Below are 25,333 nucleotides of genomic sequence, written 5' to 3'. Positions count from 1 at the left end.
CCTGTGCGGCCGGGAGTCATGTTGGAAAACTACTATCGCGAGCTGGTGTGTTTTTTGAACGCCAAGCTGGGCAACCGTCAGGTGGCCGAAGATGTGGTGCATGACGCTTATCTGCGGGTACTGGAGCGTTCCAGCGACACGCCGATCGAGCAACCCCGGGCCTTCCTTTATCGCACCGCGCTCAACCTGGTGATCGACGACCATCGGCGCAATGCCCTGCGTCAGGTGGAATCGCTGGAAGTGCTCGACAACGAAGAGCGCTACTTCACCCCCTCGCCCCATCACTGCCTCGATCACGGCCAGCGCCTGGAAATGCTTCAGCGCGCGCTGGCGGAATTGCCACGGCTGTGCCGCGAGAGTTTCCTGCTGCGCAAGATCGACGGCCTGTCGCACCCGGAAATCGCCGAACACCTGGGTATTTCCCGGGCCCTGGTGGAGAAGCACATCGTCAATGCGATGAAGCATTGCCGGGTGCGGATGCTGCAATGGGATGCGCATTGATCCGTTCTGATGGGTAAAAAACAGTATTAAATTTTGTTTCATTGTCCTCGTTCCATAGCAACAGACGATCTGCTGTCCTGCTCAAGGCCGGTCAGGTCACTTAGGCTTACTCCCCGTTGCTCGGGGGTTCATCCAGAGGACACTGGAAATGACACAGGCAATTGCATCGCCCTTCGTTCACGACCTGATCGGCGTCGGTTTCGGCCCTTCCAACCTGGCGCTGGCCATCGCCCTGCAAGAGCGCGGGCCGAGCCAGGGCGAACTGGATGTTCTGTTTCTCGACAAGCAGGCCGACTACCGTTGGCATGGCAACACCCTGGTGACCCAGAGCGAGTTGCAGATCTCTTTCCTCAAGGACCTGGTGACCCTGCGCAACCCGACCAGCCCTTATTCGTTCGTCAATTACCTCAAGCACCACGGTCGTCTGGTGGACTTCATCAACCTGGGCACCTTCTATCCGTGCCGCATGGAGTACAACGACTACCTGCGTTGGGTCGCCGGGCAATTTGAAGCGCAGAGCCGTTACGGCGAAGAAGTGCTGACCATCGAACCGGTGCTGCACAACCAGCAGGTCGAAGCGCTGCGGGTGATTTCCCGTGATAGCCACGGTCAGCAGCACGTGCGCACCACCCGTTCGGTGGTGGTCAGTGCCGGCGGCACGCCGCGCATTCCCGAAGCGTTCAAGGCGCTGAAGGGTGACAGCCGGGTGTTCCACCACTCCCAGTACCTGGCGCAGATGGCCCAGCAGCCGTGCGTGAACAACCAGCCGATGAGCATCGCGATCATCGGCGGCGGGCAGAGCGCGGCGGAAGCGTTCATCGATTTGAACGACAGTTTCCCGTCGGTGCAGGTCGACATGATCCTGCGCGGTTCGGCGCTGAAGCCGGCGGACGACAGCCCGTTCGTCAACGAAGTGTTCTCGCCGGAGTTCACCGACCTGGTGTTCCAGCAGGCGAGCAGCGAGCGTGAGCGTCTGGTCAACGAGTACCACAACACCAACTATTCGGTGGTGGACATCGACCTGATCGAACGCATCTACGGGATCTTCTACCGGCAGAAAGTTTCGGGCATTGCACGTCATGCGTTCCGCACCCTGACCACCATCGAAAAGGCCACCGCCACCGAGCGCGGCATCGAACTGGCGGTGCGCAATAACGCCACCGGTGAAGTCACGGTTCGTCATTACGACGCCGTGGTGCTCGCCACCGGTTACGAGCGTCAGATGCACCGCAAACTGCTGGCGCCGCTGGAGCAGTACCTGGGCGATTTCGAGGTGGATCGCAATTACAAACTGATCACGGACGAGCGCTGCAAGGCCGGCATTTATATGCAGGGCTTCTGCCAGGCGAGCCATGGCTTGAGCGATACGTTGTTGTCGATCCTGCCGATCCGTGCCGATGAGATTGCCGGTTCGTTGTATGAACATGGCAAGGCGCGGGGGCATGGGCGTTCGGTGATGGATTTGTTGTTGGCCACAGCGAGCTGAGATTTTCGGTGGCTGTGAGGCCGCCTTCGCCGGCAAGCCGGCTCCTACAAACGAGGATCCTTGTAGGAGCCGGCTTGCCGGCGAAGAGGCCCTCAATAACACTCAAAAACCAGAATTCTGAACCCTCCCTGAAGAACCCCGCGATTCCCCCATCACACGCCGTTTCTTCGTTTACTCTCCAGAAATCGGGGCGTAAGCTTCGCGCGTTTTCAATCAATAGCGGAGACCCACAGTGGGTACTTGTTCGAGTGACAGTAGTCGGCCGGTTTCAGTAACCGGCACCTTCCCGGCAAGATAACGCGCAGCCTTTTGTGCCGTTGTCTCGCCCAATAGCGAGCAGCGGCATCCCGATCGCGGCCAGTCATGGTCCGTGTCCCGACGTCCTTCTCATCGACGCTGAACCGTGCGTGATGTTCGACTGTGTGTCGTCATCGCGGCGCTTCGACACGCCTGCTCGACGGTTTCCCGGCTGACCCAGGGGGAACTGCCATGAACCTGACCCTGCTCAAAGAATTCTTCGCCGGATTCCTGCGCACCCGCCACATCGCCCGACACTTCCGGCGCCTGGCGTTGCTGGAAAACTTCACCGACACCACGGTCAGCCGTGAAGTGCCGCCCACCCTGGCGCAAACCCTGGTGAGCGCCGCCAACAGCGACACCGGCCAACTGCTGGACACACTCGGCAGCCACACCGACGGCTTGAGCGAACTCGAAGCCGATGCCTTGCGCGCGCAGTTCGGCCTCAACGAAGTCGAGCACGAACAGCCACTGCCGTGGTGGACCCACCTGTGGCACTGCTACAAAAACCCGTTCAACCTGCTGCTGACCTTGCTCGCGGTCATCTCCTGGCTGACCGAAGACATGAAAGCCGCCATTGTGATTTTCTCGATGGTGGTGCTTTCGACCTTGCTGCGCTTCTGGCAGGAAACCAAATCCAACCAAGCGGCTGATGCCCTCAAGGCCATGGTCAGCAACACCGCCACGGTGATGCGTCGGGATGCGCAGCGTATCGAATTGCCGATCAAGCAACTGGTGCCGGGCGACCTGATCGTGCTCTCGGCCGGCGACATGATCCCCGCCGATTGCCGGGTGCTCAGCGCCAAGGACCTGTTCGTCAGCCAGGCGGCCATGACCGGCGAATCGATGCCGGTGGAAAAATTCCCCCGGCAGCAAGACCTCGACACCCGCAACCCGCTTGACCTGGACAACATTCTGTTCATGGGCACTAACGTGGTGTCCGGCACAGCGTTGGCGGTGATTCTCACCACCGGCAACAGCACTTATTTCGGTGCCCTGGCCCAGCGCGTCGGCGCCACCGATCGTGCGCCCACCTCGTTCCAGACCGGGGTCAACAAAGTCAGCTGGCTGTTGATCCGCTTCATGTTCGTGATGGCGCCGCTGGTGCTGTTCATCAACGGTTTCACCAAGGGCGACTGGACCGAGGCGCTGCTGTTCGCACTGTCGATTGCCGTGGGCCTGACCCCGGAAATGCTGCCGATGATCGTCACCTCGACCCTGGCCAAGGGCGCAGTGTTCCTGTCGCGCAAAAAAGTCATCGTCAAACGCCTCGACGCGATCCAGAACTTCGGCGCCATGGACGTGCTGTGCACCGACAAGACCGGAACCCTGACCCAGGACAAGATTTTCCTGGCACGTAACGTCGACGTCTGGGGCAACGACTCCGACGACGTACTGGAAATGGCCTACCTCAACAGCTACTACCAGACTGGTCTGAAAAACCTGCTGGACGTCGCCGTGCTCGAACACGTGGAAATCCACCGTGAACTGAAAGTCGGCACGGCGTTTCGCAAGGTCGACGAAATCCCGTTCGACTTCACCCGGCGGCGCATGTCAGTGGTGGTCGCCGAGCGCGATCAGTCGCACCTGTTAATCTGCAAAGGCGCGGTGGAAGAAGTGCTGGCGGTGTGCACCCGGGTGCGTCACGGCGAACTCGATGAAGCGCTGAGCGATGAATTGCTGGCGCGGATTCGTCAGGTCACCGCCACCTTCAACGCCGAAGGCTTGCGGGTCGTCGCCGTGGCCGCGCGGCCGATGATTGAGGGGCGCGACACTTACAGCCTGGCGGATGAACAGGCCCTGACGCTGATCGGCTACGTGGCGTTCCTCGATCCGCCAAAAGAAAGCACCGCACCGGCCCTCAAGGCATTGGCTGCGCACGGTGTGGCGGTGAAAGTGCTGACCGGCGACAACGAACTGGTGACCGCGAAGATCTGCCGCGAAGTCGGCCTCGAGCAACAAGGCCTGCTGATGGGCAACGACATCGAGCGCATGAGTGACGCGCAACTGGCGGTGGCGGTCGAGACCACCAACGTCTTTGCCAAACTCACGCCGTCGCACAAGGAACGCATCGTCCGGCTGCTGAAAGCCAACGGCCATGTGGTCGGGTTCATGGGCGACGGCATCAACGACGCGCCGGCCCTGCGCACCGCCGACATCGGCATTTCGGTGGACAGCGCGGTGGACATCGCCAAGGAAGCGGCGGACATCATCCTCCTGGAAAAAAGCCTGATGGTGCTGGAGGAGGGCGTGCTGGAAGGGCGGCGGACCTTCGCCAACATGCTCAAGTACATCAAGATGACCGCCAGTTCGAACTTCGGCAACGTGTTCTCGGTGCTGGTGGCCAGCGCGTTCATCCCGTTCCTGCCGATGCTGCCGATGCACCTGCTGGTGCAAAACCTGCTGTACGACATTTCGCAAATCGCCATCCCGTTCGATAACGTCGATGAAGAAATGCTCAAGCAACCCCAGCGCTGGCAGCCAGCGGATGTCGGGCGTTTCATGCTGTTTTTCGGGCCGATCAGTTCGATCTTCGACATCACCACGTTTGCCTTGATGTGGTACGTGTTCGACGCCAACACCGCGGACCACCAGACCCTGTTTCAGTCCGGGTGGTTCGTGGTCGGCCTGCTGACCCAGACGCTGATCGTGCACATGATCCGCACACCGAAGATTCCGTTCCTGCAAAGCCGCGCGGCGATGCCGCTGATGGTGATGACCGGGATCATCATGGCCGTGGGCATTTTCCTGCCGATGGGGCCGCTGGCGCACTACTTCAAATTGCAGGCGCTGCCGTCGCTGTACTTCGTGTTCCTGCCGGTGATTCTGCTGGCGTACATGGCACTGACCCAGGCGGTGAAGGGGTTTTACATCCGCCGGTTTGGTTGGCAGTAATCCTGCCAATTGTAGGAGCTGGCTTGCCAGCGAAGGCGGCGTAACAGCCAGCATGTATGTTGAATCTCATGGCCTCTTCGCTGGCAAGCCAGCTCCTACAAGTGCAGCCGGCCAGCGGATAAAGCCTCCAGATTTTTAGGAAATGTCCTACATCAAGCCCGGTGAGTCTTCCGTAGCCTTGCGCCCCTACGAATCCGACACCCTGCTGGGGGCCCACGTTGTCGAACAAAGCCTTACGTATCCTGATCGCGGACGAGCAGCATTTTCACCGAATGAAGGTCGAGCGACTGTTCAACCACCTCGGCTACTATCGGATAGCACCGGTGAACAGTCTCGAAGAGCTGTTGACGCTGGTCGACTACGGTAGTGAGCCATTCGATGCGGTGGTGATCAATGCATCGCTCGGGGGCGAGGTGTTGAACCTGCTCGATTTTCTGCGCGATCACCCGCAGGTTCATCACGCCTTGATCTACCACGGGCAACAGGCTCGACTGCCAATCTGTGTTGAACAGAACGTCGAGGTGAGTCATGGAGCGCTGCCTGATTTGCCAAGTGTCCAGCGGTTGATGGCGATCATTGATCCTCCGCTACCGTTCGTCGCTACTGTCATTTCTGTCAGGTAGAACCGCCCGGATTTCCATGCAAGAGTCTTCGCGCAGCTGCTGCGTCTAACCTGGGTCAGCCCCATGGGCATTGATCGCCCAAAATGTCGTGTTTATGCACAGGGAGTTGCCATGAAGTCAGTGCTGATTGCGGACGATCATCCGGTGGTTCGCGCCGCAGTCAAACTCGTCCTCATGAAAGAGGGGTTCAGGCGGATATACGAAGCGTCCTGCGGGAACGAGGTCCTGCCGACGATCCGCGAACATGCGCCGGTCCTGGTGGTGCTGGATCTGGTCATGCCTTCGCTCGATGGGCTCGATGTACTGGCACGCATCGCAAGCAGTGACGTGCCGTGCCGCGTCCTGGTCTTTACGTCCCAGGAACCGTTGTTTTTCCAGGAACGTTGCATGCGGGCCGGCGCCGCCGCCTATGTGTCCAAAACCAATGACCTGGAGCATTTGCACAAGGCCGTGCACGCGGTCATGGCCGGTTATACCTATTTCGCCCAGCTGCCCTCGAGCTCGGTGTCGCTGAACGCGCTGCAACACAGCGAAAAGCAAATGGTCGACACGCTCTCCGACCGCGAATTGACCATCCTGCAATACCTGGCCCGTGGCATCAGTAACAAGTTGATTGGTGAGACCATGAACCTGAGCCACAAGACCGTCAGCACCTACAAGACCCGCGTCATCGACAAACTCAAAGTGAAGTCTGCGGTGCACCTGAGGGATTTCGCCCTACGCAATCACCTGATCTGAATGAACATCGTCGCAGGCCTGCGCAGCCTGACAAAGTGGCTGTTGCCGGGGCTTTGCCTCTGGGTATCGAGCGTCTGCGCGCAGCCGCAAGCCCTGACGTTGCTGGGACGTTCCAGTGTGGAGGGTTACCACGCCAGTCTGTTGGTCGCCGATGCACGTTGGCTGCAACAAAAGGGCCGATTGGTGCTCGCTGTTTCTGCTCCGGATTATCCACCGTTCGACATCACCACCTCGGGTGACGCGTTCGAGGGGCTGACGGCAGACTATGCCGGTCTACTCCAGCAGCTGCTGCACGTGGAGATCGACGTCCAACGCTATCCATCGCGAAAGGATGCGGTACAAGCGATCAAGCAAGGCACGGCAGACCTGCTGGGCACGGCCAACAGTTACGAGGCCGAAGACCCGGAGTTATGCCTGTCCAGTGGCTATGCCATTGATCAACCGGTCCTGGTGACACGCACCGATTCACTTCAGGTGCTCGCCCCGGATTTGTCTGGCAAGCGAGTGGCAATGCTGTACCACTATTTACCTGAACAGAACGTGCAGCAGTTTTATCCACAGGCTGACGTTCAGCTGTTTGCGTCGACGCTGGGGGCCGTCGGGGCTGTCGCCTTTCGTAAGGCCGATGTCTATCTGGGCGATGCTATCAGCGCCCATTACCTGATCAGTAAAAACTACCTCAACAACGTCCAGCTGGCCGATTTTTCGCGCATGGAGCCCGGTCGTTTCGCGTTTGCCATGGCCCGCGATAACCGACAATTGCAGCGGATCGTCAACCGGGCACTGGCGGCGGTAACGACCAACGAGCAAATGAACATTCTGCGTCGATGGGGGGCCAGCGGTACGTCCATCGCGGGTGCGTTACCGCTGCACTTCAGCGTGGCCGAGCAGCACTGGCTCGATCAACATCCGCGCCTGAGGGTGGCGATCAACGAAAATTTGATGCCGATTTCGTTCTTCGACACAGAAGGCCAATTTCGCGGGATCAGCGCTGATGTACTGGAGAGAATCAGCCTGCGCACCGGATTGAAATTCGACATTCGGCCGACAAAATCAGTCGCCGAGATGTTGGAGTGGATCAGGACCGGGCAAGTCGACCTGGTGGCCGGGATAAGCCCTAGTATCGAGCGTGAAGCCGAGTTGCGTTTCACCCGGCCGTTCCTCACCAGCCCGAATGTGTTGGTGACTCGCGTGGCGCCGGACAGTCCCACGACCCTGGATGAAATGGCCGGCAAAACCCTGGCGGTCACCCAGGGCAACAGTGCCGGCGAATACATTCGCCAGCATTACCCACAGATCAGGCTGGTCAATGCACCGCTGACGGCAGAGGCCATGGACATGGTCGCCCAAGGCAAGGCACACGGTGGCATCAACTCATTGATCGGCGCGCGCTACATGATTTCCCGGCAATACCGGGATCGATTGCAAGTCACCAGTACGGTCGGCACCGACCCCGCCCGCAGTACCCTGGCGACCAGTCGCGACGCGCCTGAGTTGCACTCGATCCTGGACAAGGCGTTGCTCAGCCTGGCACCCGATGAAGTCGATGAGATAACCCAGTATTGGCGCAATGACCGGATGGTGGAGCAAAGCTATTGGCTGCGTCACCGTCAGGAGATTTTCCAGGCCTTCGCGGCGGCCGGCGCCTTGCTGTTGCTCGCGCTGGGCTGGATCGCCTATCAGCGCCGGCAGATCCGGCTGCGCCAACACTTGCTGGGCCAATTGCAGGACGCCAAGGACGCCGCCGACGACGCCAACCGGGCCAAAACCACGTTTCTGGCGACCATGAGCCATGAGATCCGCACGCCGATGAACGCCTTGCTTGGCATGCTCGAACTGGCACAGAAACGCGCGGACGAGGGCGTCACCGACCGTTCCGCCATTGAGGTGGCGGCCAATGCCGGGCAGCAGTTGCTGGCATTGATCGGTGACATCCTGGACATCGCGCGCATTGAGTCCGGGCATTTATCGCTGACGCCTGAGCGGGCCAACCTGCGAGCGCTGGTCGAATCGGTGTGCCGGGTGTTCGAAGGGCTGGCACGGCAGAAGCAGTTGCAGTGGCGAGTCGAACTGGGCGAGCACAGCGACTGCGACGTGTTGATCGACCCGACGCGCTTCAAGCAAGTGCTGTCCAATCTGTTGAGCAATGCAATCAAGTTCACCGGTGAAGGCGAGGTGAGCCTTACGCTGCGGGTGGAGCCCGGTTTGCCGGAACATCTGGCCGTGAGTGTGCGCGTTGAAGACAGCGGTATCGGCATCAGCGAGGTCGATCAGCAGCGACTGTTCAGCCCGTTTGTGCAAGCCGGCAATAGCCGGCAATCAGCCCGGACCGGGTCTGGGCTAGGGTTGGTGATCAGCCGCACGCTGTGCGAAATGATGGGCGGTCGATTGCAGCTTGGCAGTGTCCTCGGCCGGGGTACGCAGGTCGATATCAGCCTTGATCTGATCGCGTTGCAACCGTTGACCCGCAGTGAGTTGCCGGGGATCGGGTTGCAGGTGCCCGGCCGGGCATTGACGATTCTGGTGGTCGACGATTATCCGGCCAATCGATTGTTGCTCTCACGGCAGCTGAGCTATCTGGGGCATCGTGTTGTCGAGGCTGAGGATGGCGAGCAGGGTCTTGCGCAGTGGCACGAGCATGCGTTCGATCTGGTCATCACCGACTGCAACATGCCGGTGGTCAGTGGCTATGAATTGGCGGGAGCGATCCGCGATGCAGAGCGCTTCGACGGAGCATCGCCGACGTTGATCCTGGGGTTTACCGCCAATGCGCAGCCCGAGGAGAAGATCCGCTGTGTGGAGGCGGGCATGGACGACTGCCTGTTCAAGCCCATCCGGCTGGCAGATCTGAGCACTTGGCTGGCATCACGGTTTGCCAGCGAATCGCCTGCCGTGATCGAACAACCTTCAAACTCTGAGATTGACCTGAGCGGTCTGGAGCGATACGTCGGGGCGGATCGTGCGTTGATCGATGAATTGTTGCGCGATCTGGCCGTGACCAACCGCAGTGATCGGGATGACCTGCTTCAGGCGCATGCAAGTGGTGATCGACAGGTCCTTCAGGTGCTGGCGCACCGCATCAAGGGCGGCGCGCTGATGGTCCGGGCGGTCAGCCTGATCGAGTGTTGCGAACAACTTGAGCACGCATGCGCTGAGGGCCGCGCGGCACTGATCGACGAAGCCGTCGATCAGTTGCAGCTAGCCATGACGCGCCTGGACCAGAACCTTGGGCAGGGCTGACGCTTAATCCCAGTGTGGGGCGATGCCTTTGGGACTGGTCAACCGTTGGCCGCGATCAAGACCGGCGATCAACGCCATGTCGGCCTCGCTCAACTTCATTGCGCAGGCTTTGAGGTTGCTGGCGAGATTGGCGCGTTTGGTGGACGAAGGGATCACCGCATAACCCAGTTGCATGGCCCAGGCCAGGGTGACGTGTGCCGGTGTCGCTTGAAGGCGATCGGCGATTTTCTGGATGACCGGGTCTTTCAGCACTTCGCCGTAGGCCAGGGTCATGTACGAAGTGATCTGCATGCCCTGGCTCTGCGCGAACTCGACGACTTTGCGGTTTTGCAGGTACGGGTGCAGTTCGATCTGGTTGGTGGCGATGTTCTCGGCACCGACGGCGGCGATCGCCTGTTTCATCAGGTCGATGGTGAAGTTGGACACACCGATCTGCCGGGTCAGACCCAGTCGTTTGGCTTCGAGCAGGGCGCCCATGAATTCTTCGACCGGCACCTGGTCTTCCGGGGACGGCCAGTGGATCAGGGTCAGGTCCAGGTAGTCGGTTTGCAGTTTTTGCAGGCTCTCCTTGAGGCTGTCGATCAGGCGGTCCCTGGCGAAGTTGGCGACCCAGATCTTGCTGGTGATGAACAGGTCTTCACGGGCAATGCCACTGGCGGCGATGGCTTCGCCGACTTCGGCTTCGTTTTCGTAGATTTGCGCGGTGTCGATGGCGCGGTAGCCGAGCTCAAGGCCAGTGCTCACCGAATCGATGACCACCTGGCCTTGCAAGCGAAACGTACCAAGACCGAATGCGGGAATAGACATCAATGACTCCAGGGTTGCAGTGGGAATGGGCAGGAGTATCCCCGGCTGTACCCTTGAGAAAAACAGTGTAATGGTCAAAGCAATGTTTACCGAAAGTCATGAATCAAAAGATCGCAGCCTCGTTGCACTCGACAGCTCCTACAGAGGACGCATTGCCCTGTAGGAGCTGTCGAGTACAACGAGGCTGCGATCTTTTGCTCTTAAAGAATCATGCAAGTCGTCGAGCCGGTCGCATACAACCGCCCATCCACGTCATAAATCCGCCCCTCGGCTAACGCCGTCGAGCGCCCCAGATGCACAATTTTGCCCTCGGCCCGCACCGGTCCGCTGGCGCCGGTCAATGCGCGAACGTAGCTGATGCGCAAATCCAGCGTCGTATAGCCCTGACCCTTTTTCAGCTGCGTATGGATCGCACACCCCATGCACGAATCCAGCAACGTCGCGGCATAGCCACCATGCACGCTGCCCAGCGGGTTGTAGTGCCGCGAATCTGGCGTGCCCTGGAAGATGAACAGCCCGGCCGACCATTCGATAGGGATGAAATCCATCAGCGAGCCAATGGGCGGCGAGGGCAGTTCGCCGTTGCCGATGCCTTCGAAAAACTCGGCGGGGGACAGGGCGCTGACCTCGGCCATGGACAAACTGCCAGGCCCGGCGAGGCGGGGGCGCATGGCGTGTTCCTGAGCGACCCATTGGGCGGGCGGGGCGTCGCGGGGTGGGCTTTGCATGATCATGTCCTCGGACGGGAGCGGATATTATGGTTGTAATCCCTGCCGATATTATGTCCGAAATAAAAACTTCGCCACCCTTAACGCGACCTGTAGCAGCTGTCGAGCTTGCGAGGCTGCGTTCGGCTGCGCAGCAGTCGTAAAATCAGGCAACGCGGTGTATCAGGAAAACCGTGCGCTCAGGGTTTACGACTGCTGCGCAGCCGAACGCAGCCTCGCAAGCTCGACAGCTGCTACAGGGCCGAACGCAGCCTCGCAGGCTCGACAGCTGCTACAGAAGCAGCGGCTAGGCGATGTCGCTTTGGCTGAATTCTTCGCCCAGGAAGTCGATCAACGCTCGCACCGACGGCAGCAGCCCACGCCGCGAGGGGAAGATCGCATGGACGATCCCGCACTTGGGCGCCCAGCCCGGCATCAGTTCAACCAGACGTCCGGCGGTGATGTCATCGCGCACCACCACTTTAGGTAAATGGGCGATGCCGATCCCGGCAACGACCGCGTGACGCAATGCCAGCAAGTCATCGGTAACCATGCGCGGTGCGTGGCGAATTACCGCGCTGGCGCCGTCCGCGCCGAACAGTTCCCATTGATATTCTCGCTGCGCCGCACCCCAGTGCAGGCTCGGCAAACCGCTGAGGTCGGCCGGGGTGGCCGGGGACGACAGGCGCGGCACAAACGCCGGACTGCCCACCAGGCTCTGGGTGCTGTTGCACAGCACCTTCATCACCATGTCGGTGTTCTCCAGTGGCGGAAAGCGCACCCGCAAGGCGATGTCGAAACCTTCGTGGATCAAATCGACGCGGCGGTTGGTGCTCTCGATGAACAGCTCCACCAACGGGTATTTGAGCATGTAGCGGGTCAGCATCGGCCCGACCCAGGAGTTCAGCAGCGCGGTCGGGCAACTGATACGCACCAGGCCCTGGGGCTCGGAGCGGTTGCGTTCGATCAGTTCGGCGGCGCTTTCCGCTTCGACGCGCATGGCCAGGCAACGCTGGTAGTAGGCCTGGCCGATTTCCGTCAATGAACAATGCCGGCTGGTGCGGTGCAGCAGGCGCACGCCGAGGCGTTCTTCGAGTTCGGCGATGCGCCGGCTCAGCTTTGATTTGGGCATGTCCAGTGCTCGCCCGGCGGCGGCGAAACCGTGGTGTTCCACCACTTGGGTGAAGTAGTAAAGGGTGTTGAGGTCTTCCACCATCGTTCTCCAAATAGAACGCTAAGGCTGATTTTTGCAGTCTAGTGCATCAAAGGGTTCAGTTTTAAGCTTTGTCCATCGCGTCAAACACCTGATTCGGAGGCAGCATGAAAAAAATCATCGGTATCTACACCAGCCCACGGACCCATTGGGTCGGCGACGGTTTTCCGGTTCGCACGCTGTTTTCCTACGACAACCTGGGCAAACACATCAGCCCGTTTTTGCTCCTGGATCACGCCGGTCCCGCTGAATTCACCCCAACCACCGAGCGTCGTGGCGTTGGTCAGCATCCACACCGCGGGTTCGAAACCGTGACTATCGTTTATAAGGGCGAACTGGAGCACCGCGATTCCACCGGCAGCGGCGGCAAGATCGGCCCCGGCGATGTGCAATGGATGACCGCCGCCTCGGGGATTCTCCATGAGGAGTTCCACTCCGAAGGCTTCGCCAAAACCGGCGGCACCCTGGAAATGGTGCAGCTGTGGGTCAACCTGCCGGCCAAGGACAAAATGGCCGACGCCGGCTACCAGACGATTCTCGACGCTGACATCCCGAGCATCCCGCTCAAGGACGAGGCCGGCAGCCTGCGCTTGATCGCCGGCGAGTTCGACGGCCAGACCGGCCCGGCGCACACGTTTACCCCGATTGACGTGTGGGATCTGCGCCTCAATGGCGGCCAGTTGTTGACCCTGGATCTGCATGAAGGCCGCAACACCGCCCTGGTGGTGCTGCGCGGCACGGTTCAGGTCAACGGCCTGGAACTCGTGCGCGAAGGGCAGTTGGTATTGCTCGAACGCAACGGCCAACAAATCAGCCTGGAAGCCAACAACGACGCCGTCGTGTTGTTGCTCAGCGGCGAGCCGATCGACGAACCGATCGTCGGCCATGGCCCGTTCGTGATGAACAGCGAGCAAGAGATTCACCAGGCGTTCGCCGATTTCCAGTCGGGCCGGTTCGGCCGGATGCACGGTTAATTCGTAACGGTTCAGCAACCCGCTCTACACAGGATGCGTAGGCCGGTGACCAGGCCAGGGATGGCTTTTGCCTGAAAACCAGAGGAAACGCACATGACTACTACCCACGCGGCCAATTTCAACGGCTTGAAACCCACCATCGACCCCAACGATACCGCGATGCTGTTGATCGATCACCAGAGCGGATTGTTCCAGATCGTCAAGGACATGGACGTACCACAACTGCGCGCCAACGCCATTGCCCTGGCCAAAGCCGCGACGCTGTTGAAGATGCCGGTGATCACCACCGCGTCTGTTCCGCAAGGGCCGAATGGGCCACTGATCCCGGAGATACACGAGGCCGCACCGCACGCCCGATACGTGGCGCGCAAAGGTGAAATAAATGCCTGGGACAATCCTGAGTTTCACGCAGCGGTCAAAGCCACCGGCAAGAAAACCCTGGTCATTGCCGGCACCCTGACCAGTGTTTGTCTGGCATTCCCATCCATTGCGGCCGTGCATGAAGGCTACAAAGTGTTTGCGGTGGTCGATGCTTCCGGTAACCACTCCAAGCTTGCCACTGATCTGACCATCGCCCGTTTGGCACAAGCCGGGGTGGTGCCGATCGACATCATGGCTACGCTCTCTGAGCTGCAAGGCTCGTGGAACCGCCCGGACGCCGAGCAGTGGGCAGCCGTCTATGCCCAGGCAATGCCGCATTATCAATTGTTGATCGAAAGCTACATCAAGGCTCAACAAGTGGCGAACGAACACGAAGTACTGGATTCCCAGCGCTAACCGGTTACCCCCACGCCGATTTCCCTTCGGCATCGATAACACGCGAGGACTACTGCAATGACTACTTCTTACAAACGTCTCGACAAGGATAACGCCGCCGTTCTGTTGGTTGATCATCAGGCGGGCCTGCTGTCTCTGGTGCGCGACATCGAACCGGACCGTTTCAAGAACAACGTGCTGGCGCTGGCCGACCTGGCCAAATATTTCAAGCTGCCGACCATCCTCACCACCAGTTTCGAAACCGGCCCCAACGGCCCGCTGGTGCCCGAACTCAAGGCGCTGTTCCCGGATGCGCCGTACATCGCCCGCCCTGGGCAGATCAACGCGTGGGACAACGAAGACTTCGTCAAGGCGATCAAGGCCACCGGCAAGAAACAACTGATCATCGCGGGCGTGGTGACTGAGGTGTGCGTGGCGTTTCCGGCGCTGTCGGCCCTGGCCGAAGGCTTTGAGGTGTTCGTGGTGACCGACGCTTCCGGCACGTTCAACGAACTGACCCGCCAATCGGCCTGGGACCGCATGTCGGCCTCCGGCGCGCAACTGATGACCTGGTTCGGCCTGGCGTGTGAGCTGCACCGCGACTGGCGCAATGACGTGGAAGGCCTCGGCACGTTGTTCTCCAACCACATCCCGGATTATCGCAACCTGTTTACCAGCTACAACGCCCTGACCAACACAAAGTAACTTCGGCAACACACTGAACCTGTGGGAGCGGGCTTGCCCGCGATAGCGATCGACCAGTCACTGCAATGTTGACTGTCAGGCCGCCATCGCGGGCAAGCCCGCTCCCACAGTGTTTTGTGTTGTTCTGAAGTCATCAATTGCTCCTACACTGTGCCCAATCTGTGCGATCTTCGCGCCAATGGCCCCTGCTGGAGTTGCTTGATGCTGTCATTGCTCACCGATCACCCACTGGTTTGCGCGCTGGTCCTGATCCTGATCGATCTGGTGTTGTGGCGCTTGATCACAGCCAGTGGCAGCAACTGGAAGCTATTAGTGCGGCTGGTGATTTTCTCGTTGTTCAGCGTCCTGCTGTTCAACGAAGGCTTGAACCCCCTGGAAACCGCGCCCTGGCCTGACAACGTCCCGCTGCACCTCGCTGCCACCGGATTGCAGATTGGCTGGTGGCTGTTCGGCGCACGGACGCTGACGGTATTGATTGGCGCGGTGATGATGCAACGGGTCGGGCACACCGGGCGCCTGCTGCAGGATTTGCTCGGCGCGGTGATCTTCCTGATCGCGGTCATTGCCGCGCTGGCGTACGTGCTCGATCTGCCGGTCAAAGGTGTGCTGGCGACGTCCGGCGCACTGGCGATCATCGTCGGCCTGGCCTTGCAAAGCACCCTCAGCGACGTGTTCTCCGGGATCGTCCTCAACACCACCAAACCCTATCAACTCGATGACTGGATCTCCATCGACGGCACCGAAGGCCGGGTGATCGACATCGACTGGCGCGCCACGCGCCTGCAAACCTCCCAGGGCAGCATGGCGGTGATTCCCAACTCGCTGGCGGCCAAGGCCAAAATCATCAACTTCAGTCGGCCCAGCGATATCTTCGGTGTCTCGATCAGCCTGCAAGTGAGCCCGCACGCGCGCCCGCAAACGGTAATCGACGCGTTGGAACGGGCGATGCAAGGCTGCCGCTATCTGTTGAATAAGCCGGCACCGTGCGTCGCGCTCAAAGGCTCCAGTGCTGCCGGCGTGGAATATGAAATCAGCGGCTTCGTGGTCTCGATGGATCAGAAACGCATGGTGCGCAATCTGTTGTTCGACCTAGCGTTCCGGCACTTGCAGGCCTCCGGCGTGACCCAGTTGTCGAGCGTCGAACCCAACACACCGGCCGGCCTGTCACGGCCACGGGCATTGCTGGACGCCTCGAACATTTTCTCGACCCTGCGTCAGGAAGAGAAAGAAACCTTCAGCCAGAACATGACCCTGCAAACCTTCCGCGCGGGCGAAATGATCTTGCCGGCGGGGGAGATCAGCGATCACTTGTTCATCATCGAATCAGGCGTGGTGTCGGTGGAGCTGAGCCGTGGCGGGGTCAAGTTCGAATCCGGGCGCATGGGGCCGGGCGAGGTGATCGGCGAGGGCGGGATATTGTCCGATACAGCGCTGCCGGCGGACTTCAGCGCCAAGACGTTCTGCAGCTTGTACCGGATCGAGAAGGAATACCTCAAACCGTGCCTGGATGCGCGGCATGACATCAGCGAAGCGATGAAGGCGCTGCTGGATTTCCGCTTGAACAAGGCTCAGTCGTTGACTCAGGAAGTGCCGAAGGTGGTGGAGAAGAAGGGGTTTTTGCAGTGGTTGCGTAATCGGGCTTAACGGTTTTTGGTGGATGGCCGCTGCGCGGTTCGCGGGCAAGCCTCGCTCCTACAGGGGGGCGCAAACCTTGTAGGAGCGAGGCTTGCCCGCGAACCGCGCAGCGGCCATGCCACACAATCAGAAATCCACCGTCGCCGAAACCTTCAACGTCCGCGGCGTCCCCTGCGTCAGATACCCCCCATTCGCCGACGCCCAGTAAGCCTTGTTCGCCACGTTCTCCAGATTGGCGCGCAAGGTGATTTCCTTCTCATCCAGCTTGAAGGCATACCGCGAACCCACATCAAACCGGTTCCACGCCGGAATGCTTTGGGTGTTGGCGGCATTCAGGTACTGCCCGCCAGTGCGCAACATCCGCGCACTGAGTGCCGCGCCTTCAATCCCTGGCACGTCCCAGTCGGCCCCCACGTTGAGCTGAAAGCGCGGCACGCCGACGGCGCGGTTGCCGTCGTTGACGCCGTTGGTGCTGCCTTCGATTTCGGTCTTCATCAGCGTCGCGCCGCTGAGCAGGCGCAAGCCATCGAGCGGTTCGCCGTAGAGGTTCAGCTCCACGCCTTTGTTTTGCTGCTGGCCGTCGACCCGAAAGACGCCGTCCTGGGTGTAGCTCGACGGCTGTTCGATGCGATACACGCCCAGGCTAGCGCCGTAGCTGTCCATGTCCAGACGCACGCCTGCCTCGATCTGCTTGCTGCGCACCGGGGCGAAGGTTTCGTCACGGTTGATTGCACTGGTCGGCGGTGTCGGGCCTTTGGCCAGGCCTTCGATGCGGTTGGCGTAGAACGAAACGTGCTCCCAAGGCTTGATCACCAGCCCGTAGACCGGCGTGGTAATCGACTCTTCATAACTGGAGGTGCGCGCGCCGGTGGTGGTGTTCCAGCCATCGACGTTCAGCGTCTGGCGCCGTACGCCGAGGGTCAGCAGCACGCGATCATCGATAAAGCCCAACGTGTCGGACACTGCAGCGCTGCGCAGAGTGTTTTTGCCGACAATCCGTGGATCATGAATGTCGCTGCCGAATGAAGTAGCCGGTGGTCGCGGTTTGTCGGTGACGTCGTAAATGTTGGTGCTGTAGCGCCCGGCCGTGCCGATGGTTTCGAAGGCCGAGCGCTGCTGGCCCCAGATGCCGGCCAGTCCGAGGTTCAGTTGATGGCTGACCGGGCCGGTGTCAAGGTGACCATTGAGGCCGGCCATCAGGCTTTTATTGTCCTCATCGTGAGGCGGGTAAAGCATGCCGCCACGGGCGTTGCCATTGAGATCGGTGAGGGTCAATGACGAATACACGCCGTTTTCCCGGGTGTGCTTGGCGCCGCCGGCGACGTACGCGGTCCAGTTGTCGCTGAGGTCATACTCGGCGCGAGCCATGCCGAAAGTGTCTTCCAGCTGCGAGTAACTCCAGCTCTGCGCATAACCGGCGTTGGCGTCCGGCACCTTGGGCACTTTCTGCAGGGCGGAGTCGACGTAAACCACCGACCGACCCTGGTTGATCACCTGTTTCTGGTAGCCAAGGTCGGCCGACAGCCGCAGACGATCGCCGCGATAGTCCAGGCCCAGGCTGATCAGCGACGAGCGTTGGTCTTCGTCATCGACGGCGGTATCGCCTTCACGTTGCAGCAGGTTGATGCGGGCACCGAAGCGGTTGTCTTCACCGAAACGCTGGCCCAGATCGAGGTGCCCACCTACGCGGCTGTCGGCGCTGTAATCCAGGGTGACGCTGCGGGTCGGCACATCGCCGGCCCGCTTCGGTTGCAGATTGACGCCGCCACCGATGCCGCTGCCGCTGGGCGTCACGCCGTTGATGAACGCGTTGGGCCCCTTGAACAACTCGACCCGTTCCAGTGCTTCGGTGGCAATGATCTGCCGGGGCAAGACGCCGTACAGGCCGTTATAGGAAATGTCATCGGAGGCCAGTGGCAAGCCGCGAATCATGAACACCTGGGAGAAGTTGCCGAAACCGGCGGACTGGCGCACCGAAGCATCGTTGAGCAACACATCGCCCACGGTCTGAGCCTGCTGGTCGGCGATGGTCTTGGCGGTGTAACTGGTGACACTGAAGGGCAGGTCTTTCAACAGCTGATTGCCGAGCATGCCGACCTGCGCAACCTTGGCGACCTGGCCGCCGCCGTAGGTCTCGGCGTTGTCGTCGCGCAGGGCGCTGACGCTGGTGGCGCCGAGTTCCAGCGCACCGTTGGCCGCGACTTTCGGCGCCAATGTGTAGCCGCCGCCCGTGCTCATCAGTTCGAAACCGCTGCCTTCCAGCAGCTGCGCGAAACCCGATTGCACGCTGTAGTTGCCGTGCAATCCCGGACTCTGGCGATCGCCCAGCTGTGCCGGATCGAACGACAACGGCACCCCGGCACTCACGGCGAATTGCGCCAGTGTGTGACTGAGCAAACCCGGGCCGATGTTGACGGTGCGGCTGGCACTTTCGTTAACGGCGTCGGCGGCCTGGCCGTTCAGCGGCAGCCAAGCGGTGAAAGCCAGGGCAACACTCAGGCTCAAGGCCTTGAGCGGGAAATCGGCGGGGCGGTGCAGCGGCGTTGAAGTCATTCGGCGTTCCTGTCGAGCGCGTGGAATTGAAGAGGTCTATCCACACACCGAACGAAACGCGCAAAGGTATCAGGGGACATTGAAAATAATTCGCAGCGCAGTCAAACCCGCGGTTCGACCGACAACCAATAACGGGTCAGGCTGCTGATTTTCAGTGGCAGCGTGTCGCTGAGCAGGCGCAGGCTGGCGTCGGTGTCGCGCAGGGAAAACGCCCCCGACACCCGCAACCCCGCGACTTCGGCATGGCAACGCAATACGCCAGGCCGGTATCGGCTCAATTCACCGAGCAATTCATCCAGGCGCATGTTGTTCGCCAGCAGCATGCCCTTGTCCCAGGCCAGCGCGCTGCTGTCGAAGCTTTCCGGGGCGTCGAAGCGGTTCAGTTTGAAGCTCTGGCGCTCGCCGGCATTGAGGGTCGTGCCCTGTTGCAGCAGTTCTGGCGTGATTTCCACCCGTCCTTCGAGAACGGAGACCAGGCTTCTGGAGCCGTTGATGCGAACACAAAAACGCGTGCCCAGCGCACGCGCGATGCCTTGGGGCGTTTCGACAATAAAGGGCCGGGCGCCGGGGTCCTTGGCGGTGTTGATCATGACTTCGCCATTCAGCAACACCAGTCTGCGCTCATGCAGGTTGAAGGCGATGTCCACCGCGCTTTCCGTATTGAGCAGCACCTGACTGCCGTCGGGCAGTTGCAGGTTTTTCTGTTCGCCTACCGCTGTGCGTTGGTCGGCGGTCCATTGCTGCCACGGCACATGTTGCGACGCGATGCCCAGCGGTCCGGCCATCAGCAGCAAGCCCAAACGGGTGAGGGTCTGGCGGCGACTGAGACCTTCCTTGCGCGCGGCCCGTTGCAGGGTCTGGATCGCCAGATGGGCCGGTACGCTGCGAAATTCGCCGAGCAGCGCCTCGGCCCGTTGCCAGGCCTGGGCATGCTCGGCACTGCGATTGCGCCACAGGGCAATCGCCTGGTGGTCCGATGGGGTCGCCGTACCTGAATGCAGCTGCACCAGCCAGTCGGCGGCTTCGCCCAATATTTGCGGATTGATCATCGACGCGTTCATCAGGCGACACTCAAGCAGGCAATGAACGCGGCGCGCATGTGCCGTTTGACGGTGATCAGCGACACGCTCAGGCGTGTGGCGATCTGGCCGTAGGTCAGGCCTTCGATCTGCGACAGTAAAAACGTGTCACGGGTTTGCGCCGGTAACTCCCGCAGCAACGCTTCGATGCGCCACAGGGTTTCGAGAATCAGCAAGCGGGTTTCCGGCGAAGGCACTTCGGCGACCGGCAGATGAGCGATGGTTTCCAGGTAGGCGCGTTCAATGTCCTGGCGGCGCCAGCGGTCGATCACCAGGCCTTTGGCAATGTGCGTCAGCAGGGCTCGGGGTTCGCTGCCCCAGGGTTTGACGACTTGTCGGGTCAACAGGCGCAGGAATGTATCGTGCGCCAGGTCAGCCGCATCGCAGCGGTTGCCGAGTTTGCGGTGCAGCCAACCCTGCAGCCACCCGTGGTGTTCGCTGTAAAGGGTATGGATCTGTTGGTTTAAAGGCTGGTTGGCGGACGACATGAGAGACAGATACTCGGTGCGCCATCCTGGCGTGAGTGCAATTAAGAATTGATCGCATTCTAGTGGCGCAGACCGAGCGCTGGCAATTCTCAAATCACACTTTCTTTCAGGGCATCCGCCAATGGCCTCCTCGACTTCTGAAATATTGGCTATTTGTCAGAAGGGCAGGCGGGACTAACGTATCCCCCACACCCACTTGCCCTGGAACCCACCATGAAACCTCGTATCGATTTCTACACCGCTTCCCCGGACGCGCTCAAAGCGATGATCGCGCTGGAAAGCGCTGTGTCGAAGCTGCCGCTGGAAAAGACCCTGATCGAACTGGTCAAACTGCGCACATCGCAAATCAACGGCTGCGCGTTCTGCCTCGACATGCACAGCGCCGATGCCCGCAAGGGCGGTGAAGACGAGCGCCGTCTGTATACGCTGTCGGCCTGGCGTGAAACACCGTTCTTCACCCCGCGTGAACGTGCGGCGCTGGCCTGGACTGAATCCTTGACGCTGCTAAGCCAGACGCATGCGCCGGATGAGGACTACGAACTGGCAGCGTCCGAGTTCAGCCCCAAGGAAATGGTCGACCTGACCGTGGCCATTACCACCATCAACGCCTGGAACCGCCTGGCCGTCGGCTTCCGTAAAATGCCTCAAGCCTGATCAATGGGCGTCTGCTGACGGCGCGGCCGGTGGTTTTACCTTGCGCATCAAGGGCACCATCGCCGTGGCGATGACGAAGCACACGCCGATCATCAGGAACGCGTCGCCATAGGTTTGCGTCTGGGCTTCGCGATAGGTCAGCAGCCAGAGCTGATGCAGGCTCGCGGTGACACCGGCATCGCCGCTCTGGCCAAGGGCGGCGAAGTTGTTGCCGACCTGGGACAGCCACTGATTGAGTGCTTCGTTGGTGCTGTTGAGGTTCTCTGCCAATCGTGTGAAGTGCAGGTTGGTGCGGTCGTTGAGGATGGTCGCGCACGCGGCGATGCCGATGGCTCCTCCCAGGTTTCGCATCAAGTTGAACAACCCTGACGCATGTTTGAGCCGCGCTGGCGCCAGCCCGCCGAGGGTCAGGGTCACCGCTGGCGGCACGGCCAATTGCTGGGCCATCCCGCGCAAGGCTTGCGGCAACATCAACTCTTTAGCTCCCCAGACATGGGTGATCGGGCTGAAATCCCACATCGACAAGGCGAACAGCCCAAGGCCGGTCATCATGATCCAGCGCAGATCGATGCGGTTGGCCAGAAAGGCGTACAGCGGAATCGTCATGACCTGGAACACGCCGGTGGAGAAAACCGCCAGACCAATGTCCAGCGCACCGTAGCCTCGCACCCGGCCGAGGAACAGTGGCGTCAGGTAAATCGTGGCGAACAGGCCGATCCCGGTGACGAACGAAAAGAAACAGCCAAGGGCGAAGTTGCGGTCTTTCAAGGCGCGCAAATCGACGATCGGGTTGGCCACGTGCAAAGTCCGGCCGATGAAGGCCAGGCCGGCCAGGCCGCTGATCCACGCGGTGGTCAGGATCGTGCTGTCGCTGAACCAGTTCCAGCGCGGGCCTTCTTCGAGGGTGTATTCCAGGCAGCCGAGAAACAGTGCCATGAACACCATGCTGATGTAGTCAGCGCCCTTGAGCAGGGACAATTCAGGGTGGTCGATCTTCACCAGCATCGGCACCGCCACGGCGACGAAAATTCCCGGCACCAGGTTGATGTAGAACAACCAGTGCCAGGACGACACGTCGGTGATCCAGCCGCCAATCACCGGCCCCAGGGTTGGCGCCAATGAAGCCACTGCGCCAATGGTCGAGGCTGCAATCACCCGTTGTTTACCGGTGAAGAAAACGAACGCCGTGGTGAACACCAGCGGAATCATCGAACCGCCAAGAAACCCTTGCAGGGCGCGGAAGGCGATCATGCTCTGGATGTTCCAGGCCGCGCCGCACAGCAGGCTGGCCAGGGTGAAACCCACCGCTGAAGCGCAGAACAGCCAGCGGGTCGAGAAGACTCGTGAGAGCCAACCGGACAGCGGAATCACGATGATTTCGGCGATCAGGTAACTGGTTTGCACCCACGCAGTTTCGTCAGTACCGGCCGAGAGCCCGCCGCCGATGTCACGCAACGACGCCGAAACGATCTGGATATCCAGCAGCGCAATGAACATGCCGATGCACATGCTGGCGAAGGCGAACACCTTGGTCGCCGTCGCCAGGTTGGCGGCATTGAACGATTGCGCGGGGACGGCGAGGGCGCGGCTCATGGCGTGCTGGCCACGGCTGGGGTTTCAGGCTCCTTGCGCGTGTCCACTTGTGCTGTGACCGACAGGCCTGGACGCAGGTGACCGAGCACGCCATCGGCCGGGTCGAGCAGGATCCGCACCGGCACGCGCTGGACGATTTTGGTGAAGTTGCCGGTGGCGTTTTCCGGTGGCAGCACGCTGAACTGCGCGCCACTGGCCGGGGCGAGGCTGTCCAGGTGGCCGTGGAATTCCTGTCCAGAAAGCACGTCGGCATGAATGATCACCCGTTGGCCGGGTGTCATGCGCGACAGTTGATCTTCCTTGAAGTTGGCATCAACCCACAAACCGCTGGACGGCACCACCGACAGCAGTTGCGAACCGGCCTGGGCATAAGCGCCGACCCGTGCCCGGCGATTGCCGATCACGCCGTCCACCGGCGCTTTCAATTCGGTGTAAGCCACGTTCAATTGCGCCAGATCGCGCTCGGCCTTGGCCTGGACCAGCGCGGCGCGGGCTTGCTGTTTCTGGGTGGCGATGACGTTCAATTGCCGTTGCGCCGCCAGCAATTCAGCCTGGGCGCGGGCGCCTTGGGCTTGGGCCGTCTTGAACGTGGCGTCGACGCGTTGGGCGCTTTCCACCGAGACAGCGTTGGTGCTGACCAGGCGTTTGTAGCGAGCATTGTCGTCCCGTGAACGAGTAGTTTCGGCATTGGTGGCATCGATGCCGGCGCGGGCCTGGCCGATAACGGCTTGTTGCAGCTGTTCTGTGGCGTCAAGGTTGGCGAGCAACGCTTCTTCAGCGGCCACCGCGCCTTCGGCCTTGGCCAGGTTGGCGCGGTAGTCGCGCGAATCGAGGCGAATCAGCACATCCCCGGCCTTGACCTTCTGGTTGTCGGTGACCAGCACTTCCTCGATGTAACCCGCCACCTTCGGCCCGATCACTGTCACGTCGCCACCGATGTAGGCATCGTCGGTTTCTTCAATGAAACGGCCGGCGGTCCACCAGTGGGTCGCATACAGCCCGGCGAACACCAGGCCAGCGATGACTGCAGTCAGCAAAATCAACCGTTTGAGCAGGGGAGGCTTGGGTGTGCTCACCGGGACAGCAAGGTCGGATTCGAGGCTGGGCATGCTGGTCATTGAGAAATACCTGTAGGAACGGCGTTTAATTACGCACGTAATATGACGCATGTCATATTTAGTAGCAATTGATTTTTTCTGCCGGTCGTCAGGTGCTGGCTGAGGGTGGATCAGATTTTGTGGTAGTTGAAAAACTACTGTGGGAGCTAGCCTGCTCGCGAAAGCGGTCGTTCAGTCGATAAATATGTCGCCTGTTCCACCGTAATCGCGAGCAGGCTCGCTCCCACATTTAATTGTTGTTGGATACGGATTTTGTGTTTTCACTCAGAGTGTCGGTTATTGAATGGCCAACCTGGCGCTGGCGACTTTCACTCCATCTTGCCCATCCCGGCTACTGACGCCGGCAAGCCAAGCCTCCAACACCGCCGGATTAGCCTTCAACCACGCCTTGGCCGCCGCTCTTGGTTTCTGATTCTGGTTCAACACCGCGTCCATCAACTGGTTCTCCATCGCCAGGCTGAACTCCATGTTTTGCAGCAATTTGCCGACGTTGCTGCACTCCTTCAGGTAGTCCTTGCGCACGTTGGTGTAGACCGTGGCCTGGCCGAAATTCGGGCCGAAGTAGTCATCACCGCCACTGAGGTACTTCATCTTGTTGCGGGTGTTCATCGGGTGCGGTTCCCAGCCGAGGAACACCATCCATTCGTGCTTGCGCGTGGCGCGCTTGAGTTGCGAGAGCATGGCGGCTTCGCTGGATTCCACCACTTTGAAGTCCTTCAAGCCGAAGGCGTCCTTGTCGATCATGCTCTGGATCAGGCGATTGCCGTCATTGCCCGGTTCGATGCCGTAGAGTTGACCATTGAGTTTGTCCTTGAATTTGGCAATGTCGGCGAAGTCGTGCAGTCCGGCGTCGTAGACGTAGTCGGGCACCGCCAGGGTGTATTTGGCGCCGTGCAGGTTGGCGCGCACGGTTTCCACGGTGCCGGCGTCGCGGAAGGGTTTGATGTCGTTTTCGGTGGTGGGCATCCAGTTGCCGAGGAACACGTCCAGGTCTTTGCCCGAAGCGAGGGCGCGGTAGGTCACGGGGATCGACAGCAGCGTGGTTTTGGTTGTGTAGCCGAGGGATTCCAGCACCTCGCTGGCGATGGCCGTGGTGACGGTGATGTCGGTCCAGCCGACATCAGAAAAACGCACCGTGGCGCAGGATTCCGGTTCGACGGCCTGGGCCAGCAACGGCAGGCTGAGTGTTGCAAGCAAGAGCAAGGCTTTCATGGATCAACTCCTCAAAGGTAAACGTCGGCAGCGGTTTGGGTGTTCGGTTTTCTTGTTGT

20 protein-coding genes are annotated in these 25,333 nt (G+C 60.4%); 11 read left to right on the top strand and 9 right to left on the bottom strand.

From position 1 onward, the window contains the following. The first annotated feature begins 18 nt into the window (after positions 1 to 18). From AEQ67_RS27985 to AEQ67_RS27960, 6 genes are all read left to right on the top strand, one after another. Positions 19 to 501, top strand: coding sequence for a sigma-70 family RNA polymerase sigma factor (locus AEQ67_RS27985; RefSeq protein WP_059406996.1), 483 nt, complete (start codon positions 19 to 21; stop codon positions 499 to 501). A 148-nt stretch (positions 502 to 649) separates the two neighbouring features. Next, positions 650 to 1,987, top strand: a complete 1,338-nt coding sequence (locus tag AEQ67_RS27980) for a lysine N(6)-hydroxylase/L-ornithine N(5)-oxygenase family protein (protein ID WP_059406995.1) — start codon at positions 650 to 652, stop codon at positions 1,985 to 1,987. Between the two features lie 489 nt (positions 1,988 to 2,476). Continuing rightward, positions 2,477 to 5,179: a magnesium-translocating P-type ATPase gene (mgtA, locus tag AEQ67_RS27975; protein ID WP_059406994.1), complete on the top strand. Its 2,703-nt coding sequence runs from the start codon at positions 2,477 to 2,479 to the stop codon at positions 5,177 to 5,179. Between the two features lie 218 nt (positions 5,180 to 5,397). Then, on the top strand, positions 5,398 to 5,802 hold the full coding sequence (locus AEQ67_RS27970; protein WP_059406993.1) for a hypothetical protein: 405 nt from the start codon (positions 5,398 to 5,400) through the stop codon (positions 5,800 to 5,802). A gap of 111 nt (positions 5,803 to 5,913) precedes the next feature. Next, positions 5,914 to 6,540 (top strand): response regulator transcription factor, encoded by a 627-nt coding sequence (locus AEQ67_RS27965; RefSeq protein ID WP_059406992.1) that lies wholly within the window; start codon positions 5,914 to 5,916, stop codon positions 6,538 to 6,540. Then, positions 6,541 to 9,780, top strand: a complete 3,240-nt coding sequence (locus tag AEQ67_RS27960; protein WP_059406991.1) for a transporter substrate-binding domain-containing protein — start codon at positions 6,541 to 6,543, stop codon at positions 9,778 to 9,780. Positions 9,781 to 9,783: 3 nt separating this feature from the next. On the opposite strand, the gene dkgB is transcribed toward AEQ67_RS27960, so the two are convergent. The 3 genes from dkgB to AEQ67_RS27945 all read right to left on the bottom strand — a co-directional run bounded on the left by dkgB (position 9,784) and on the right by AEQ67_RS27945 (position 12,510). Continuing rightward, the gene (gene dkgB, locus AEQ67_RS27955) at positions 9,784 to 10,587 is read right to left on the bottom strand and encodes a 2,5-didehydrogluconate reductase DkgB (protein ID WP_059406990.1); all 804 of its coding nucleotides are present in this window, start codon (positions 10,585 to 10,587) and stop codon (positions 9,784 to 9,786) included. 200 nt (positions 10,588 to 10,787) lie between these two features. Further along, positions 10,788 to 11,315 carry a PaaI family thioesterase gene (locus tag AEQ67_RS27950; RefSeq protein WP_059407045.1) on the bottom strand — a complete coding sequence of 176 codons (528 nt, stop codon included), beginning with the start codon at positions 11,313 to 11,315 and terminating at the stop codon, positions 10,788 to 10,790. A gap of 286 nt (positions 11,316 to 11,601) precedes the next feature. Further along, a complete protein-coding gene (locus AEQ67_RS27945; protein WP_059406989.1) occupies positions 11,602 to 12,510 on the bottom strand; it encodes a LysR substrate-binding domain-containing protein in 909 nt (302 codons plus the stop codon). Positions 12,511 to 12,614: 104 nt separating this feature from the next. Between AEQ67_RS27945 and AEQ67_RS27940 the strand changes: the two genes are divergently transcribed. The 4 genes from AEQ67_RS27940 (at position 12,615) to AEQ67_RS27925 (ending at position 16,586) form a co-directional block, all read left to right on the top strand. Then, the gene (locus AEQ67_RS27940; protein ID WP_059406988.1) at positions 12,615 to 13,481 is read left to right on the top strand and encodes a pirin family protein; all 867 of its coding nucleotides are present in this window, start codon (positions 12,615 to 12,617) and stop codon (positions 13,479 to 13,481) included. Between the two features lie 93 nt (positions 13,482 to 13,574). Beyond that, positions 13,575 to 14,258 (top strand): isochorismatase family protein, encoded by a 684-nt coding sequence (locus AEQ67_RS27935; protein WP_059406987.1) that lies wholly within the window; start codon positions 13,575 to 13,577, stop codon positions 14,256 to 14,258. 57 nt (positions 14,259 to 14,315) lie between these two features. After that, positions 14,316 to 14,942, top strand: a complete 627-nt coding sequence (ycaC, locus tag AEQ67_RS27930; protein WP_059406986.1) for an isochorismate family cysteine hydrolase YcaC — start codon at positions 14,316 to 14,318, stop codon at positions 14,940 to 14,942. A gap of 201 nt (positions 14,943 to 15,143) precedes the next feature. Then, a complete protein-coding gene (locus AEQ67_RS27925; RefSeq protein ID WP_059406985.1) occupies positions 15,144 to 16,586 on the top strand; it encodes a mechanosensitive ion channel family protein in 1,443 nt (480 codons plus the stop codon). Positions 16,587 to 16,703: 117 nt separating this feature from the next. On the opposite strand, the gene AEQ67_RS27920 is transcribed toward AEQ67_RS27925, so the two are convergent. From AEQ67_RS27920 to AEQ67_RS27910, 3 genes are all read right to left on the bottom strand, one after another. After that, positions 16,704 to 19,130: a TonB-dependent receptor gene (locus tag AEQ67_RS27920; protein WP_059406984.1), complete on the bottom strand. Its 2,427-nt coding sequence runs from the start codon at positions 19,128 to 19,130 to the stop codon at positions 16,704 to 16,706. A 101-nt stretch (positions 19,131 to 19,231) separates the two neighbouring features. Next, positions 19,232 to 20,191: a FecR domain-containing protein gene (locus AEQ67_RS27915; RefSeq protein WP_059406983.1), complete on the bottom strand. Its 960-nt coding sequence runs from the start codon at positions 20,189 to 20,191 to the stop codon at positions 19,232 to 19,234. Further along, positions 20,191 to 20,697, bottom strand: a complete 507-nt coding sequence (locus tag AEQ67_RS27910; RefSeq protein ID WP_059406982.1) for a sigma-70 family RNA polymerase sigma factor — start codon at positions 20,695 to 20,697, stop codon at positions 20,191 to 20,193. Before AEQ67_RS27910 ends, AEQ67_RS27915 begins: the two co-directional genes overlap by 1 nt. 213 nt (positions 20,698 to 20,910) lie before the next feature. Here AEQ67_RS27910 and AEQ67_RS27905 point away from each other — a divergent pair, with 213 nt between their 5' ends. Beyond that, positions 20,911 to 21,351: a carboxymuconolactone decarboxylase family protein gene (locus tag AEQ67_RS27905; protein WP_059406981.1), complete on the top strand. Its 441-nt coding sequence runs from the start codon at positions 20,911 to 20,913 to the stop codon at positions 21,349 to 21,351. On the opposite strand, the gene AEQ67_RS27900 is transcribed toward AEQ67_RS27905, so the two are convergent. From AEQ67_RS27900 to AEQ67_RS27890, 3 genes are all read right to left on the bottom strand, one after another. Next, a complete protein-coding gene (locus tag AEQ67_RS27900) occupies positions 21,352 to 22,944 on the bottom strand; it encodes a DHA2 family efflux MFS transporter permease subunit (protein WP_059406980.1) in 1,593 nt (530 codons plus the stop codon). Beyond that, complete coding sequence (locus AEQ67_RS27895) at positions 22,941 to 24,062, bottom strand: HlyD family secretion protein (RefSeq protein WP_059406979.1); 1,122 nt, start codon at positions 24,060 to 24,062, stop codon at positions 22,941 to 22,943. Before AEQ67_RS27895 ends, AEQ67_RS27900 begins: the two co-directional genes overlap by 4 nt. A gap of 276 nt (positions 24,063 to 24,338) precedes the next feature. Further along, positions 24,339 to 25,274 carry a choline ABC transporter substrate-binding protein gene (locus tag AEQ67_RS27890; protein ID WP_059406978.1) on the bottom strand — a complete coding sequence of 312 codons (936 nt, stop codon included), beginning with the start codon at positions 25,272 to 25,274 and terminating at the stop codon, positions 24,339 to 24,341. Positions 25,275 to 25,333: the final 59 nt, after the last annotated feature.

Origin of the sequence: Pseudomonas sp. RIT-PI-q (genome assembly GCF_001297125.1) — a bacterium.
Lineage (GTDB): Bacteria > Pseudomonadota > Gammaproteobacteria > Pseudomonadales > Pseudomonadaceae > Aquipseudomonas.
This window is presented reverse-complemented; position numbering and strand designations above follow the sequence as displayed.